General features: G+C 40.4%; 12 protein-coding genes. 8 read left to right on the top strand and 4 right to left on the bottom strand.

The features are described from left to right. Positions 1-190: 190 nt before the first annotated feature. The gene (locus HWV01_RS12785) at positions 191-5584 is read right to left on the bottom strand and encodes a M4 family metallopeptidase (protein ID WP_211671918.1); all 5394 of its coding nucleotides are present in this window, start codon (positions 5582-5584) and stop codon (positions 191-193) included. A 479-nt stretch (positions 5585-6063) separates the two neighbouring features. Here HWV01_RS12785 and HWV01_RS12780 point away from each other — a divergent pair, with 479 nt between their 5' ends. Beyond that, entirely contained in the window at positions 6064-7554 is a 1491-nt protein-coding gene (locus tag HWV01_RS12780; RefSeq protein WP_211671917.1) for an NAD(P)/FAD-dependent oxidoreductase, read from the top strand. 93 nt (positions 7555-7647) lie between these two features. Here the strand turns inward: HWV01_RS12780 and HWV01_RS12775 are convergent, their stop codons facing one another. After that, positions 7648-8079 carry a septal ring lytic transglycosylase RlpA family protein gene (locus HWV01_RS12775; RefSeq protein ID WP_211671916.1) on the bottom strand — a complete coding sequence of 144 codons (432 nt, stop codon included), beginning with the start codon at positions 8077-8079 and terminating at the stop codon, positions 7648-7650. Between the two features lie 166 nt (positions 8080-8245). Here HWV01_RS12775 and HWV01_RS12770 point away from each other — a divergent pair, with 166 nt between their 5' ends. The 6 genes from HWV01_RS12770 to HWV01_RS12745 all read left to right on the top strand — a co-directional run bounded on the left by HWV01_RS12770 (position 8246) and on the right by HWV01_RS12745 (position 14025). Continuing rightward, the gene (locus HWV01_RS12770) at positions 8246-8563 is read left to right on the top strand and encodes a heavy metal-binding domain-containing protein (protein ID WP_067043534.1); all 318 of its coding nucleotides are present in this window, start codon (positions 8246-8248) and stop codon (positions 8561-8563) included. 190 nt (positions 8564-8753) lie between these two features. Beyond that, positions 8754-9155 (top strand): YkgJ family cysteine cluster protein, encoded by a 402-nt coding sequence (locus HWV01_RS12765; RefSeq protein ID WP_211671915.1) that lies wholly within the window; start codon positions 8754-8756, stop codon positions 9153-9155. 147 nt (positions 9156-9302) lie between these two features. Then, positions 9303-10112, top strand: coding sequence for a phytanoyl-CoA dioxygenase family protein (locus HWV01_RS12760; protein ID WP_211671914.1), 810 nt, complete (start codon positions 9303-9305; stop codon positions 10110-10112). 42 nt (positions 10113-10154) lie between these two features. Next, entirely contained in the window at positions 10155-11510 is a 1356-nt protein-coding gene (locus HWV01_RS12755) for a hypothetical protein (protein ID WP_211671913.1), read from the top strand. Positions 11511-11668: 158 nt separating this feature from the next. Then, a complete protein-coding gene (locus HWV01_RS12750; RefSeq protein WP_211671912.1) occupies positions 11669-12607 on the top strand; it encodes a LysR family transcriptional regulator in 939 nt (312 codons plus the stop codon). A 218-nt stretch (positions 12608-12825) separates the two neighbouring features. Next, complete coding sequence (locus HWV01_RS12745; RefSeq protein ID WP_211671911.1) at positions 12826-14025, top strand: NupC/NupG family nucleoside CNT transporter; 1200 nt, start codon at positions 12826-12828, stop codon at positions 14023-14025. A 127-nt stretch (positions 14026-14152) separates the two neighbouring features. On the opposite strand, the gene purT is transcribed toward HWV01_RS12745, so the two are convergent. Then, on the bottom strand, positions 14153-15334 hold the full coding sequence (gene purT / locus HWV01_RS12740) for a formate-dependent phosphoribosylglycinamide formyltransferase (protein ID WP_211671910.1): 1182 nt from the start codon (positions 15332-15334) through the stop codon (positions 14153-14155). A 408-nt stretch (positions 15335-15742) separates the two neighbouring features. Here purT and pepT point away from each other — a divergent pair, with 408 nt between their 5' ends. After that, positions 15743-16969, top strand: coding sequence for a peptidase T (gene pepT, locus HWV01_RS12735; protein WP_211671909.1), 1227 nt, complete (start codon positions 15743-15745; stop codon positions 16967-16969). A 74-nt stretch (positions 16970-17043) separates the two neighbouring features. Here the strand turns inward: pepT and HWV01_RS12730 are convergent, their stop codons facing one another. Next, the gene (locus HWV01_RS12730) at positions 17044-17376 is read right to left on the bottom strand and encodes a hypothetical protein (protein WP_211671908.1); all 333 of its coding nucleotides are present in this window, start codon (positions 17374-17376) and stop codon (positions 17044-17046) included. Positions 17377-17384: the final 8 nt, after the last annotated feature.

Below are 17384 nucleotides of genomic sequence, written 5' to 3'. Positions count from 1 at the left end.
GTCATTCTCTGTAGGTCGAGATGCAGTAGAGTTACTGCTCTAAAATGATGGGTGTTGGCAGATCATAACCCTGTTAGATGAATATGCAAATTATTATTTATTAATTAAATCATAAATTAGTGAAAACAAGCATTGGGTTAAAGCCCTGTTGACGTTATCAACGAGGGCTCTATAGTCTCAGGTGTATAGTTTATCGATTTTCATTTTGACGAAAGAATAACAATGAAGCTAGCGTTAAGAGGAACCATAACGACAATGCACCACCTGAAGATTCATCATCAAGAGTCAACGTCGTATTCGTGATCTTCAGATCAAGAGCTTGTCTTACAACTGTGTGACCGTCGCTGACTGCTAGTTCTATAACAGTATTGGTATCATGACTTACTTCGGGCAATGATAGCTTTATTTTACCTGCGGCTATGTTAGTTAACTGAATATCGATGCTGTCAGGTAAAGTCCATTGGTAAGTCAGTAGATCATTATCAATGTCGCTAGTACTTGACGCATCAATGATGATATTCGTTAGTTCAGATGCAGTACTCGGCGCTGATACAATCACGTTTGGTACGTTATTTTCTATTTCAGGATAAACAGCCGCAGTGATAGAGACGCTATTATTCGTGGCTTTATCTATATCATAATGACCACCGTCTTCGATCTGGATTAATATACATTCATCCCCTTGATTTAAGCCATACACATAGCTTTCATGCATTATCTCGGGGCAATTGCCGTTGAGGTCGAGTGGCGCAGAAGATACATTGTCATGGGTGCCTGCATTGAGTATTGACCAGCCAGATAATTTAGTATGTAAATACAAGAACGAATTGGCAGGTAATGGCTGTGTCGGGACAACAATGAACGCTGATTCACCACTCGGTTTTTTACTTATTCGCACATTGATTAACACACTTGCTAATAGTTGCTCATCAACATGAATTGAATTGGTATTTACCGGAATATCATTGAAATGAATATCTGCAAACTTAGCAGCGCCACCTTTACTTTGTAAGTTAATATCGCCAAGTGATAATTTACTTGAAGCCTTAACAAATAAGGGGAGGTTACTGCTATTTAAGGGTAACTGAGTCGTATTGTTATTGTTATCGAGGTAGTCAACAATACCATCACCATCGGTGTCAGCATAACCTTCATCTTTATCGTTAATACCATCCTTGTCTGTGTCCTCTAGTCCTAACGCTGGTAGCGTATTTGTGACCAAGACTTGGACTGTTAGCTGATTATATAACAGTGCCGCAGTATTCGTTTCTGACACGGTTATATCGACAGAGTAAGTTCCCGTTGGGATCGTCGCTGGGTGCAATTCGATACGGTTACCATTCTGCTGAGTGAGTGCTGCTTCGAATTCACTCGGAAGGTCGAATGAAACTGCATGCTGGTCAGCTGAATTGATATCATTGACTGATACATCAAGGTAAGCTAAACCAAGACTTTTTTGTACTAAAGTCACCGCTTGTTCCGCTTGCTTAATATTAACGCTCAGGTTTGGTGCTTGATTATCGCTAATTAGTGATATTTGACTGGTGCCACTGGCGATGTGTGCATTTACCGCACTGTCTAGACCGACAGTGATACTGTCACCGGAATGGTTCGCTGGAATATTGAATATTAACTCACCAGACATACCATGGTTAATGCTTAACTGCGATTGTATTGGTGTTATTAACCCAGCGACTGTGTAATCAATTTTCACAGGATATTGCGCAGCCTCGCCATTGAGGTAAACGGGCACGATGACTTGATTACCAATTGCAGTTTGGATTTGAGCCGGTATTTCAACCTGTGGATTGATGGCAACAGTAACTTGTGCCGTCGTCGTATTATTTGACTGATCTACGGCCTGAGCGTTAACAAGGTGTAATCCCGACTTTAATAGAGAAGGCGTTGATATTTGTGCATTAATATCACCATCTACAAGATCACTTGCTTGTAGGTTTAACTGCTGAGTTAGATCTGTAAATATACCCTGGCTAGAGACCTGATAGAGTGGAGATAAATCAAATTCTGGTGCAATAGTATCTCTAATTCGTAATATTTGTGTTGCTGTTGCAGTGTTGCCTGAGTGATCCGTTGCAGTCCAGAAAATGTTATGATCACCAATCGCGAGGTTCGCCGTTATATTGTGGTTCACTTGAACAGGTAATCTGCCATTATCACTGACTGTGTTAGGCGGTAAGGTGAGGGAACTAACGTTCGTTAATATCGCTTCTGCTTCAATCTGAATATCAGCAATAGCGCTAAATGTTGGCGCTTGCATCTCACCTACATTGCTATCGCGAGGTGAGCTATCTTCACTGTCTGGCACACCGTCAGCATCTGTATCACTGTTGTTGATGTCAGAATCTATCTGATATTCTACTAAATTAGTAAGACCATCCTGATCAGGGTCAAGTGAGGCATCGGTTGGATCGTTTGGATCCAGACGGTTGTCTAATTCCCACTGGTCAGGCATGCCATCATTGTCACTATCTTGAATAGTTGAATTAAAACTGACGTTGTCGATCCAAGCGCGGTCTTGGCCGGTAGATACACTGCTATCTTTATGGTAAACCCATTTAATGGTGTGATTGCCAGCTGAAATATTGACCGTGTGTGTTAACCAGTTTTGAGCGCCTGAAATATTGGTCATAGCTTGGTCATCAAGATAAACGGTTAAAAAATCCCAGTTTAATTCTGACTCAACTTTATAATCATAGGATAAAACCCCCTCATTAAAATTCCCGAACCAGATGATAGTTGAACTCTGATTATGCTCTATACTTTGAGACGTTAATGAATAGTTGCTATTGTTTGCTTCATCACGACTGACCTTCCAACTTGCGTTGGCATTGACATCACTAATCCAGCCTTGTGGTAATTGAAGGTCTTCGAAATCGAATAAAACATTTTTAATTGATGGTGGCTGCTGATTTGCATCACTTGGGTCCGTTCCTGCTTGAAATTCTGAAAGATTAGAAAAACCATCATTATCTAAGTCATCAGATGCATCAAGATTGTTTAGTGGGTCTAAACCATACGATATTTCCCAGCCATCAGGTATTTGATCGTTATCACTATCTGCGTTGTTGGCTAAAGTCCCGAGTTGAAATTCGGTGATATTATCTAATCCATCGCTGTCTAAATCAGTATTAGCATCGCTTGGATCATTTGGATTAAGGCCATTACTGGTTTCCCATGAATTCGTCATACCATCATTATCACTATCGAGATCAGTCGAGTAGAATGCTATATTATCTAGCCAAGCACGATCTGCGCCTTGTGAGACACTTCCATCTTTACTATAACGGAAACTAAGCGTATGCAGACCAGAAGATAATGTGCGGTTGAAATTTTTCCACTCTTCGGCTCCAGATGCTTGGAGTACCTGCTGATTATCGATATATAGTTCAAAGAAATCATAGTCGAGTTCGCTATCTATTTTATAGTCAAACGAAAATGTACCTTCACTAAATAAAGCACTCCAGAGCAGTTCAGCAGTTTGGGTATCTGCAATGGTTTTATTCGCGAGTGAATACGCGTCTGTTGACGGGATTTCGCTGGTTAATCCCCAGTTGTTATCTACATTAGCTAATTGGTTTGGTATTGTTGCATCTTCAAAATCGAAGAGAGCGTTTGTGACAATTTCAGGCGCAGAATTTGAATCGAAAGGGTCTGTACCTAATAAGTACTCGTCAATATTTATTACGCCATCAGAATCTGAATCGAGTTGTGCATCGTTAGGATCTAATGGGTCGAATCCAATGCTAATTTCCCATTGGTCGGGAAGTTGGTCACCGTCTGTGTCTGTATTATTAGGATCTGTACCATAAATTGATACTTCTTCATTATCTGTTAAACCATCGCCATCAGAGTCTGAAATGGTTGGATTGGTATCTGCAAGGTATTCATCTAAGTTTGATAAACCGTCTTGATCCAGGTCTCCTGAAGCGTCAGCTGGTGTCGTATAATCTAAACCATAGGATTGTTCCCAATAATCAGACATGCCATCATTATCTTGATCACGAAAAGGGAGGTTATCACAAGTAACGCCAACTTGTGTAAAAGCATTGATAACGGCAAAAGTGTCATAACCTTTATCTGCGCTTGCATTGATTGCGCCACACGCGCCATCGACAAAATCGGTTGATTGAGTCCAATAAAAACGGTTAGCATCAAGCATAATCGAGAATGCTTGTTTAATACCCCATCCAGATGTGTTTGAAAGAATATAAAAGGCACGGTTAAATACGCCACTACTATGGTGGACATCGATACCGTCGTAATAATTATCAGCATGACCGATAGACCTGCCATCAAGAGTTGGGTCTTCGAAAAACCGGAAAGCGCCGCCATCTTTGGTAATATCTGCACCCATTAACCAATCATTACTGCCACGTACAAATAACTCTGCAGTTTCACCTGCCATGTCAGAAAACGATTCGTTGATACCGCCAGACTGGCCATTATAAATTAAGTCTGAATTTTGGTCTGTGAAGCCATGGCTGACTTCATGTGCGACAATATCAAGAGAAACCAAAGGATAAATACTACTATCACCATCACCAAAGGTCATGCTCGAACCATCCCAAAAGGCATTGGCATAGTTATTATCGTAATGTACTTTCATGACTAATTGGAATGTTAAAGGTGCTAGGCCATACCAGTCTTTGTACATTTCAAAGACTGCATTACCAAATCCGTGAGCATCGTTAAGCGGGGAGTATGCGCCATTTATTTCTTTATATCCATTACGTGAACAAGTAAAAGCAAAGGTGTCGCTGTTAGTTGAACCGTGTTGTAAATCAATGGTTCGGACGTTTTCATTTTCGAGTAAACAATTGGTACCATCTTGTGTGACATCTAGTGCTGTGTAATCAGTACCGTATTCATATCGACCCACTTTCGCGTTACCGCCTGGCCCCGTTGCAGCTGCGTGTTGTAGGTTATTCCATGAATCGATAATAAATTTGGTATCGGCATCCACTAATAAGATAGGTTGTGCGATGTTACCTTGGTCATCTTCAAGCTTAAATGAGACATACCAAACCAGTATTGCTGTGTTCTGTTCATTTAAGTGAATGTAATTTTTAATTTCAATGTTGGATACTTGGGTGTTTTCACTTAAACCAAATTTTGTTTTTGCTTTAACGATGAGCGTTGTTTGTAACTCTTCACTTGGTTTAGTGTTTGCTAATGCAGAGGCCGAAAGCTTAACATCTAATTCAATGTTCTTTAATTGTTTGCCATTTAATGCATAAATTTGACTCTTAGCATTACGATGAACGGCTATTTGATAACCCCAAACAGGAATACCTAAGAAATTTTGTTGATACTTATTGTGAGTTCTGTCTGCATTTTTTGTTTTGCTTTGGCCTGTAAACGTTTGAGAGGAGGTTTTTGGTAATAGCTGAAAGCTGTGGGGACTGCTTTGAGTGCCACTGAGCGAAAGTTGACTCGCTAAATTAAGGTGACTTTCGATATTTTCTGCATCTTTTAAATTGAGCCGATGAGATTCAGCTGCTTGGGCAATAAAGCTCACTGATGACAAGCAAAGCAGTAAGTATATTTTGGTGATATGCTGCATTTATTTAATATCCTTATTTATTCGGTACTCTGTCATGACATGTGCTCGAATATAATGCTGCGTACTTTAAACTTCCATATTACTTAAGATACTGATTAAAAATAATTACTACTGTTTAATTTTATATTTTGGGGTGGTTTTATTGTTAATTAATATTTATTAATGTAGTTAGTCTTTTATTTTATGGCGAGATAGTATTTTCCAAAATTAGATGTAAGACGTATATAAAGAGTAAATAAGGTATTAGTATGAAAATTAACTTAGATAAAATCATTTGAAGTCGAAAATACAGACTTTATCAAGAAAAAACCAAGTTTTCTCCAGTTAAACGGTTATAGACCGTAATGAGCGTTATAATCACACCTTAACTTTCAGTTTAAATATTAGTTTAATTTAGGCCACAACATGAGCTTAACAGCTGAGAGTTTCTTACTTTAAGAGTGATTAATCGCGGGTTAAATATAGGGCAGGTAGAAAAGTTGAAGATTGAAGAGAACTACTGGAATATTTGTACTGAATGTAAGGGCCGCGGGAAAATAAGTAAGCGGCTCCGTAAGAAAGTAAGACTTCGCTACCAGCGAGAACTTGCGCTATTTGAAAAAAACAACTGCGAAGGGGCTGCTCCGCTTCGCCCTAAGCCTCATCTTGATGCCTGCTCGAATTGTAAAGGTTCAGGTCTGATTCGTTCCGCTATCCAAACCTTCGTTGATGGACCAGATATAGAAAACTATCCACACATAGCTATCGTTGGTGGAGGCATCGGTGGCGTGGCCCTTGCTGTTGCTTGCCTGCACCGTGGCATTCCTTTTACGCTTTATGAGCGCGATAGTGGCTTCGACGCAAGGTCTCAAGGTTATGGACTTACGCTGCAACAAGCAAGTCGTGCGATCGAAGGTTTGGGTGTTGTCTCGTTAGACGATGGTATCGTTTCAACCCGACATGTGGTTCATACGACTGAAGGAAAAGTGCTGGGTGAATGGGGTATCCGCAAGTGGGTTCCGTCAGACGAGAGAAAACTACCCAAGCGTACCAATGTCCATATCGCGAGGCAGTCGTTACGTTTAGCCTTGCTTGAGCAGCTAGGTGGGCATGATGCAGTGCAGTGGGGACATCAGTTAGTTGATTTTAAACAATCTGACAGTGAAGGTGTTGATTTAAGCTTTCAGGTTGATGGTGAGATAAAGCACGCCCATGCCGATCTTATCGTTGGTGCAGACGGTATTCGTAGTTCGGTTCGTAAATTGTTGATAGGTGATGACGCTTCGCCATTAAATTATTTAGGCTGTATCGCGATTTTGGGTATTTGTCCTCTGTCTGCTATCGGAAGTGCTATTGAAGGTAATAATGAAGGCGAAGATTTCGACCGTACTTTACTGGACTCGGCCACGGTATTCCAAACTGCGAATGGGCATGAGCGGATCTACATCATGCCTTATGACGCGGACTCGGTAATGTGGCAGCTTAGCTTTCCAATGTCTGAAGAAGAGGCCAAAATATTGAGTGCGCTAGGCCCTAAAGCATTGAAGGAAGACGCGATTCGTCGGTGTCAGTGGCACGCGCCTATTCCGCAGATTTTAACGGCGACGCCGGAAGTGCTAGTTTCAGGTTACCCTGTGTATGACCGAACGCTACTCGAATCTGAATTATTGGTAAAAGGGGCTAACGTGACGTTAATCGGCGATGCCGCTCATCCTATGAGTCCATTCAAAGGACAGGGTGCTAACCAAGCACTGTTGGATGCGCTGTCGCTGGCGAGGGAAATTACAAAAGAATGTAGGCCCTTGTCGAAATGGCGAGAAGCAGGTGTGAGGGATAGTGTGTTAAATACGTTTGAAGCCGAAATGTTGGAACGCAGTGCGAAGAAAGTGAAAGAGTCGGCGGAGGCTGCTGAGTTTTTACATACAGATATCGTACTGCATGAGGGCAACGAACCGAGAGGGCGTTGTCTAGACAGAAAAGCGGAAAATTAAGACGAACACAAATAAGGTCATATAACATGACGCTTGTTGTGGCTTAATGATCTTGTATACTGAAGTAGGTGTCTTGTAATAGACACCTATCTTTTAGTGCTTGTATCTAAAGATATTACTATCATCCAGAATTTCTATTCTGACAGGAACGACGCCTTGATTTTTACTGCCTATTTTTTCAAATGCTTTTTGAGAAAGGTCAATGACTCTTCCTCTGACAAATGGTCCTCTATCATTAATTTTGACATCGACAGACTTGTTGTTAGCCGTATTAATAACCCTAACGACTGTACCAAATGGTAGGGTTTTATGCGCGGCAGTATATGCTCTCATATTGTATTTTTCGCCACTGGCAGTCAGCTTGCCGTGGAATCTTTTACCATACCAAGACGCTTGACCGACAAGATCGTGAGATCTTGAGTATGCAATTGTTTTAGGTGACGCGCTTGTCGATACGGGTGTAGATGAACAAGCTGTCAGCAAGGAAAGGACTAGCATTGTAAATATAAGGCTTAACTTTTTCATGTTATTTTAATACCGCTTTCTTTAAGTGATGTTGCATATTTTACCTCTCTTTTAATATCATGAATAATTCATCGCGGTGTGAGACATCAACATTTTAGTTTTGTTCCAAAATCCCCGCCAGTTTGCTATACAGTTGAGCTTGGCTTTATATTTTTAAGGAAATTTTATGATCTATTCAACCACAGAATCAATTCCAGGCAAGGAAATCGAAGAAATAGTCGGTGTAGTGACTGGTAACGTTGTTCAGGCAAAGCATATAGGACGTGACATTATGGCGAGTTTAAAAAGTATTGTCGGTGGTGAAATTCGAGGTTACACAGAAATGTTAACGGAGGCTAGGGATATAGCGGTTCAACGTCTCATTGCAAATGCGCATGAAAAAGGGGCTGATGCTGTTGTAGGTATTCGTTTTACTACAAGCGCAATTATGGATGGCTCATCTGAAATTATGGTCTTTGGAACGGCTGTTAAATTAAAAAAATAATGAGTCCTTAAAAATAAAAAAACAGTTGCCTCTGCTCGTTATTTACAATTTTCAGTCCATTTTATTTGGTCGCCCGTGGCCTTGGTGAAAAGACGTAGTAAATCAAGACGGCGTATACTTACAAATGTTAACATACGCCGTAAATTTACAGGCATTGTCATCTTCTAGTGACGTTAGGTAGAGAACTATAATGGTTTCGGAATACGAGAAAATAAAATTATTGTTAAAAAACAAGAGTAAGAACAATAATAAAGAGGACCTTGCACGCCTGCGCAAAGAGATCCCGACGTTTGAATGTACGCCGGGTTGCCACGATTGCTGCGGACCAGTAACTACGTCTTCGGAAGAAATGTCGCGCCTGCCATATAAAACGGATGCCGAGCATGCAGCTGCATTAAATGAATATAACTGTGTACATTTAGGCCCTAAAGGTTGCACTGTCTACGAGGAGCGGCCGTTGATCTGCCGACTGTTTGGTACAACACCGAAAATGCCTTGTCCTAATGATCGCAGACCAGATGAAATGATTGACGTTAAAGTCGAGGGACAGATCCATCACTACATCAGAAATACACGACAAGTGTTGGTGTAACTAAAAAATTAATCAATTAAAGCGTTACGGAGATAAAATGGAATTTATTCTGAATAAGTCGCAACATTAAACTCGGTTCAATCCTTAGAGCTTGTCTGGTATTAACCAAAGCATAGGCCGCCGAGTTGTGATAACAAAATAGAGGTAATGGTGTTAAAGGTAACGGGTATTAAAGAGAGTAATAGAAGTCAATTGAATAGCGAATATGACGAGCAAGGTTACTTTGTAATAAGAAATTATTTTAGTGCGGCTGAGATTTCAGCATTGAGAGAGGTCGTATTGAAATTCCATGAATCGTGGAAAGAAGACAATATACAGTTTTATCGAGATGAAGCGTTCAATTCTTCTGTCATTACCGGTATTGACTACTTAGAATGCGACGACCGACTGAAGCTTTTCAATTTTATCAGTTCAAAAAAAATGATGGATGTTGTTGAATCGGTTATACCTGCTAATGCTGCATTCATGAACACCCAATTATTTTTCAATCCTGTTAACCCTAAACAAAAAGATTTCTGGCATCGCGACTGCCAATACGACCATGAGGTTGAACAGCAAAAAATAGCCGTGCAAGAGACGCAAGTCGTACATCTTCGTGTGCCTTTGTTTGATGAGCTTGGCATGGAACTTATCCCGGGCACGCATAAGCGCTGGGATAATGAAGAAGAATTTAATGTGCGACAAGAAATAAACGGCAAAGTGAGCAGTGATAGCATCTCTGGCGGAAAGGTTATTAACTTAGCTGCTGGCGACTTACTGGTGTTTTCAGCTGATATGATCCACCGCGGTCTATACGGCATGGACCGATTAGCGCTGGATATCTTAGTCTTCGATCCTGATGGGGACTTTGCCGACTATGTTGATGATGAATGTTTACCGAGTATTGAAATGTTGGATAAGATTGATGACCCGAGATTATTCATGAGCACGCTCGATTTAAAAGCACTGTGTGCTTAATACGCACTTAATATCAATAGACGATTATTTCAAAGGAATGTTATGTTTATCCCGATTTTGTTTAGAAGACAGATGAAAGTCACTTTAGGCGCACTCTTGTATAGCTGTATGATGGTGAGTAATGCCAATGCATGGTCTGAACACAGCCTCATTACTTATCCAATATTGAACACGATGCCAGAAGTGGCAGCGCAAGCGCCGATTAAGGTCGAAACCTTAGCAGAGTTTGTGACAGCAGAAGCGCAAGGGTTAGAAACGTTATTAGCAACCAATGAAGACTGGTTACGCCAAAACTTTCCGTATTATAAGCCGCGTCCTGATACATTAGCATTTGACGCCGCTGGCCAAGACTTACAAACAAGTTTTATTCATGCCATACGTATCAACCCTAATGCACGTGTTAACCCGTATATTCAGCTATTACCAGGGCAGGATAAACAAGGTCGTCGTCGAATGGATTCGTCAGAGGTTAGCGTATTTAAAAGCCTAGACCATTACAACACCATGACCTTTGTTGAAGTGAAAAGTGGTGAAATGGTAACGCCAATCGAGGTGTTAGTATCGGCTAATGATGATCCTGATAATGGCTTAGATATTGGTTTGTTTGAAGACAGTAATACTGATGCGGGTAAACTGTATGGTTTTGGTAAACAAGCCTTTGGTAATCCAGCATTAGAATACAGCTCGCAAGCACCTTTCCATATGGGCTTCTATCATGAATCAAGTGTGCTCTTCACGCTCGCGCCGTTCTTACGTGATACTTTCCCTGACTATCGTGTGCATATGTACAAAGCGTTATCTGAATATGCCTTTCGTACTGGCCATGATTATTGGGGCTGGCGATTTATGGGTTGGGGCATGCATTACATTGGAGATATCGCGCAGTCATATCATTCAACGTTACAACCGGGTGTAAGTACGGCATCGAGTATCTGGACAAATGCCAAAGATATGATGGGCTTCCCACAAGCGAAAATAGATGCGATTCAACTGCTCTCTAACCGTCATTTGGTATTCGAAAAATTTCAAGAAATTATTACTAAGCAGGCTTATGAAAACAATGATTTTAGTAGCGTTTTATTTAAAGCGTTAGAACAAGATACTCCTGTTATTGAATACACGAATACGACATTTGTAGAGGCATACGCCAAAAAATCATATGAGAAATCGCAGAAATTGGCTGATTACCTTGAACGCTGGGTACCTGAACAGCTAGTAAGTGACCCAAGCTTTGAAGTCGATGGTAGTAAAGAAGTCGACATGATTGTTGACATGATCCGAGAGCAGCATGGCGAGGAGGGCATAACTAAAATGACCAACTTACTTGCTGAGTTTATGTTAGATCATAATGCCAATACCCGCAGTTATGTGCGTTCAATTTTACGTCATAAACCTTAATGTAATTGGGTAGTAAGTCATCATTTTAGTCTCGTAATGGCTTACTGCTTTATTGAATATTGATTTTTGTATACACTGCCTTAATTAAACATCAATGACGATGTTTATTCTTGTTATAACGTAGTCACACGGATCGGACATTACTAGGTACTTCTCAATTGATCCAAGATCGCGCTAGCCAAATGGCACTCTTCCATACCCTGGTACAAACCGGTAGCTTTACTGCAGCAGCGCATACGTTAAGTGTGTCGGTATCTCATGTCAGTAAACAGCTCAAGTGCCTAGAAGCCGCTCTAAACGTCAAACTTGTTCAGCGTTCAACGCGCAGTTTCACTTTAACCGATGCGGGCCAACAGTTTGCCCGTTATTGTGCTGACGTGGTAAGCAGTGTACAAGACGCTGATGTCATGATGGCTAATCTGCAAGATGAAGTGACGGGTATTCTGCGTTTAGGTGTTTCGCAGTCATTTGGTACCATCCATATTATCCCGGCAATTGAACAATTTCGTAAACTGCACCCCGACTTGCATGTTGAAGTGTGTCTGTTCGATTATAAAACCAATATGATTGATGACGGTTTAGATCTCTGGTTGACCAACATTGAAGATATACCCGAAGGTTATGTGGCTCAGCATCTGGCTGATACCCGCTTTGTGGTTGCTGCGTCACCCGATTATTTGATACATCACTCAGCGCCATTGCATCCGCAAGACCTTGAGAACCATAATTGCCTGATTTATCAAAGCCGTGAGCGTAGCTATGGCTTATGGTCATTTAAGCAAGGCGATGACACGTTATACATCAATGTTAATGGTGATTATCGTGTTGATTTAGCTGAGGCGATCCGCGATGCTGCGATATCAGGGTGGGGAATTGCCTACTTAGCTACGTATTTATTAACGGATGAGTTTAGAACGGGCAAGTTGATACAACTATTACCAAAGTGGCAGGCGAGTCAAAGTATGCAGTTCTATGCTGTATACCCCAGCCGTAAGCATTTACCGAAGAAAATTAGCGCTGCGATCACCTTTTTCAAAGAATATATTGGTCAGCCTTCATACTGGGATCGGCAATTAAAGTCACAGATTAAAATCTAACCTCCAAGAACTTATCTTCTCATGGATAAATATCTTTTCCATATGGAAATAATACCCCAAATATCATTATTGAATTGTTATAAAACAATAAGCTAGCTATCACAACAAGACGTTTTAATTTAATTGTAACAAGCAGGTAACTTATTGGACTTGCTGTAAAAATGATGCGGACTACAATACGCGTCTTTATAATTTTAATCATTAAACAGGTTTGTTCCATGATATCTATTTTAGGCATAATAGTGATCCTATTAACTGCGTTTCTTTTTTCAAAAGATCGTCGTAATATCCCACTCAGAACTGTCTCGCTAGCGTTTACATTACAGATCACGTTTGCTTTTATCGTATTATATTTTCCAGCAGGCAAAGACGCATTAAGTGGTTTTAGTGTTGGCGTATCAAAAGTGATTAATTATGGTCAAGAAGGTATTAATTTTATATTTGGTGACCTGACATCTGGTGGCTTTGTATTTGCGATTAATGTATTAGGTATTGTTGTGTTCTTCTCTGCGTTAATTTCAGCGCTGTATCATATTGGTTTAATGCCGAAGGTGATTAATATTGTTGGTGGTGGCTTACAGAAATTGTTAGGCACTGGCCGCGCGGAATCGTTAGCGGCAACGGCAAACATTTTTGTTGGTATGGTTGAAGCGCCTTTAGTTGTTAAACCGTATTTAAAAGGCATGAGTGATTCACAGTTTTTTGCTGTGATGACCTGTGGTCTTGCGTCAGTTGCTGGTGGCACCTTAGTGGGTTATGCCATGATTGGTGTTGAAATCAAATTTTTAGTTGCTGCGTCATTCATGTCTGCGCCAGCTGGGTTATTAATGGCTAAATTATTGTTCCCACCATCAAAAGATGAACTGGTTGCAGATGAAATCACTAAAGTGGAATTACCACGTGCGACAAACGTTGTTGAAGCGCTTGCAGACGGCGCTATGGCTGGTTTAAGTATTGCGACTGCGATTGGTGCTACGCTACTTGCATTTGTTGGTGTTATTGCATTACTTAATGGCATGCTGGCAGGGATAGGCAGTTGGTTTGATATGACTATAAGCTTTGAAATTATCTTAGGTTATTTATTTGCACCTGTAGCTTGGTTAATTGGTGTGCCATGGAATGAAGCGATTATTGCTGGTTCGTTAATTGGTAATAAGATCGTGGTTAATGAGTTTGTTGCTTTTATTCAGCTGATGGAAGTAAAAGATCAGTTAAGTGAACATTCACAAGCAATTATTACCTTTGCACTGTGTGGTTTCGCCAATATTGGCACGATGGCCGTTTTGATTGGTGGTTTAGGCAGTATGCTCCCTGAACGTCGTCAATTTATTGCCCGTTATGGTTTCCGCGCTATTTTCGCTGGTGTGCTGGCTAACTTGATGAGTGCCGCAATTGCTGGTGTGATGTTAAGCTTATAATTCATCGTTAATAATTAAAAGTATAGATACAATAATTAACTTGAATTACAGATTTAAAAAAGGCTAACGAGTGATAACTTGTTAGCCTTTTTTAATCGTTAGACTTTATGCTCGTCAACGGAACATATTAATTAAGAGTCACTTCAACTGTTTGTGCTACTTCTTTGGCTTTATCAATCGCATCTATGCTGTTAATACCACGAGCCAGAGCTACGCCTAAGCGACGCTGGCCTGCGATCTCTGGTTTGCCGAAGAGACGGATTTGACTGCCTGGTACACAAGCCAATGCCGGTGCTAATTGATTAAAACCAATATTAGTCGAATAACCTTCTGCGAGAATAACGGCAGAGGCTGATGGACCATACTGTTGGATTTGGGTGATCGGTAGCCCTAAAACAGCGCGTACATGCAAAGCAAATTCAGACAAGTCTTGTGAGATTAGTGTCACCATACCTGTGTCGTGCGGGCGCGGTGAAACTTCACTAAAAAATACGTCTTTACCTCGAATGAAGAGTTCGACACCAAAGAGGCCATAACCGCCTAATTCTTTAACTACCGCTGCAGATATTTCTTGTGCTTTGACAAGCACATCATCACACATTATTTGTGGTTGCCATGACTCACGGTAATCCCCAGCTTGCTGACGGTGACCAATAGGATCGCAGAAATGGATACCATCTATCGCACTGATCGTAAGCATGGTGATCTCGAAGTCAAATTTAACAAAGCCTTCAATGATGATACGTCCAGCACCTGCTCGGCCACCTTCTTGTGCATAATGCCAAGCTTGCTCGATGTCATCTTTATCACGAATAATACTTTGGCCTTTGCCTGATGAACTCATTACTGGTTTTATCACACATGGAATGCCGATTTCTGCAACAGCGGCTTCATACTCTGTTTTATTATCAGTGAAGATGTAAGGTGAAGTCGGTAAATTAAGGGTTTCTGCGGCAAGAAGACGAATACCTTCACGATCCATTGTTAGCTTGGTTGCGCGAGCTGTCGGTATGATATTGACACCTTCTTGCTCTAATTCAAGCAGGGTATCTGTCGCGATTGCTTCTATTTCTGGAATAACATAATGCGGTTGTTCAAGTTCAATCACATGTCTCATGGCATTACCATCAAGCATATCAATGGTGTGACTGCGATGCGCGACTTGCATCGCGGGCGCATTGTCATACCGATCAACGGCAATGACTTCTACCCCTAAACGCTGAAACTCAATAGCCACTTCTTTTCCAAGCTCTCCTGAGCCTAATAGTAATACACGTGTTGCATTTTTGCTGTTGGCGGTACCTAACATAACAGTTCCCTATTAATTGATTATAAATTTGGTGGTCAAACAAATGATAATTCACTAACTTGTTGTATTTTAAGTACTATAGCTTATTTGGCTAAGTTATTAAGCTGCATGATATAGATATTTTGTTGGAAATGGAAGTTTTAAGTGATAAGTAGGTTATAACACCTAAAAGTTGACGTTTTGTTTTTGTGCTGAAATGTAACTAATAGCAAAAATAGAACTGTATAAATAGACCATAAAAATGAGGGCTATAATACCACGTCGGGGGTTGGTAAGATCCGTAGATTAGGGCTGAAAAATTAATAGAGCTAAATTAATACCTATTTATGACTAAGAACAACGAATCATCATTATTTATTAAGCATAATGGTTGTACATCATAACTACTTATTTTAAAAAGGCTTTATTATGACTACCTTGATTGAACGTTTTTTACGTTATGTAAGTTTTGATACCCAATCTGATTATACGTTTGATGCATGCCCAAGTACGCATGGGCAAACAGTTTTTGCTGCGCAGTTAAAGCAAGAGCTGGTGGCATTAAAACTAAAGAATGTAAAACTAGATAACAATGGTTATTTAACTGCAACGCTACCCAGTAATATTAGCACAACAGTACCAACTGTAGGGTTAATTGCGCATATGGATACAGCACCTGATGCATCTGGGAAGGGGGTTAAACCGCAAATAGTGAAGGACTATCAAGGTGGTGATATAAGTTTAGGAAATGGCGAAGTTTTATCACCTTCGATGTACCCAGATTTGAATAATCTACATGGCGATACGCTAATAACGACTGATGGTACAACCTTATTGGGTGCTGATAACAAAGCCGGTATTGCTGAAATCATAACCGCGATAGCGTATCTTCAAGCTAATCCTGAAATCAAACATGGTGATATTCGTATCGGCTTTACGCCCGATGAAGAAATTGGTCGTGGTGCGAATTTATTTGATGTTAAAGATTTTGATGCAGAGTGGGCTTATACTATTGATGGCGGCCCAGTTGGTGAACTCGAGTTTGAAAACTTTAATGCGAGCACTGCTGAAATAATTTGTCACGGGGTAAATGTGCACCCAGGTTCAGCGAAAAATAAGATGGTTAATAGCATGGGGATAGCTGCTAAATTTCAAAACATGATGCCTGCAGACGAAACACCAGAATGCACGGAAGGGTATGAAGGTTTTTACCATTTGAATTCAATGCAAACTAGTGTGGCAAAAACCACATTGAATTATATCATCCGCGATTTTGATACGATGGGATTAGCGCATCGAAAAGCATTTATACAGAAAAAAGTCTTAGAATTAAATGAAGAACTTGGTTGTGAACGGGTAGACCTGAAAATAATAGATAGTTATAACAATATGCGTGAGATGGTCGAGCCTCATGTGCATATCATTGAGATTGCGAAACAAGCGATGATTGATTGTGATGTACAGCCTGATATTAAACCTATCCGTGGAGGCACTGATGGTGCTCGATTATCTTTCATGGGATTACCTTGTCCTAATATTTTTACAGGTGGTTATAACTTTCATGGTATCCATGAGTTTATTACGGTTGCAGGGATGGAAAAATCAGTGCGTGTTATTGTTCGGTTGGCTGAATTAACGGCGAAAAAATACGTATAAATTGGATGAGTAATATTAACTAATGGCCTATATGATATTAACTTACAAATCATTGCTGTATTTGATATCGCTTATTAAGCGTAATTAGGCCTAACACCAATACAGCCTTTAGGCATTTCAAGCTCATCTTGTAAAAACAAGATGCAGTGATGTAATTTAAAATTAAGGTCTTTATCATGCAATAAAGACGTTTCATCTTGAAATTGTAGTTCAAATACTAAGAACCAAAAAACCATTTCTTTTTGACTTGATATTCTGTTGTCCACAATATTTAAACGTTGCCAGTCTTGTAATATTTCCCAAATATAATCACATAGCATGGCGTAACTCAGTTTATTATTCATGAACTGCTGAGTATGCTGGATTAATAGTGCTGATTTTAATGCGACAAAGTTACCTTCAAGCATAAGTCGGT

The sequence above is a fragment of the Moritella sp. 5 genome, from assembly GCF_018219455.1.
Lineage (GTDB): Bacteria > Pseudomonadota > Gammaproteobacteria > Enterobacterales > Moritellaceae > Moritella.
The sequence above is the reverse complement of the archived record's forward strand: the minus strand, read 5'-3'. Positions and strand labels throughout refer to the sequence as shown.

Bases quoted from the DNA above. Each gene is read 5' to 3' on its own strand.
- HWV01_RS12770 (WP_067043534.1), top strand. From the start codon at position 8,246: ATGATCTATTCAACCACAGAATCAATTCCAGGCAAGGAAATCGAAGAA.
- HWV01_RS12755 (WP_211671913.1), top strand. From the start codon at position 10,155: ATGTTTATCCCGATTTTGTTTAGAAGACAGATGAAAGTCACTTTAGGC.
- HWV01_RS12785 (WP_211671918.1), bottom strand. From the start codon at position 5,584: ATGCAGCATATCACCAAAATATACTTACTGCTTTGCTTGTCATCAGTG.
- HWV01_RS12745 (WP_211671911.1), top strand. From the start codon at position 12,826: ATGATATCTATTTTAGGCATAATAGTGATCCTATTAACTGCGTTTCTT.
- HWV01_RS12775 (WP_211671916.1), bottom strand. From the start codon at position 8,079: ATGAAAAAGTTAAGCCTTATATTTACAATGCTAGTCCTTTCCTTGCTG.
- purT (WP_211671910.1), bottom strand. From the start codon at position 15,334: ATGTTAGGTACCGCCAACAGCAAAAATGCAACACGTGTATTACTATTA.
- HWV01_RS12730 (WP_211671908.1), bottom strand. From the start codon at position 17,376: ATGCTTGAAGGTAACTTTGTCGCATTAAAATCAGCACTATTAATCCAG.
- HWV01_RS12760 (WP_211671914.1), top strand. From the start codon at position 9,303: ATGGTGTTAAAGGTAACGGGTATTAAAGAGAGTAATAGAAGTCAATTG.
- HWV01_RS12765 (WP_211671915.1), top strand. From the start codon at position 8,754: ATGGTTTCGGAATACGAGAAAATAAAATTATTGTTAAAAAACAAGAGT.
- pepT (WP_211671909.1), top strand. From the start codon at position 15,743: ATGACTACCTTGATTGAACGTTTTTTACGTTATGTAAGTTTTGATACC.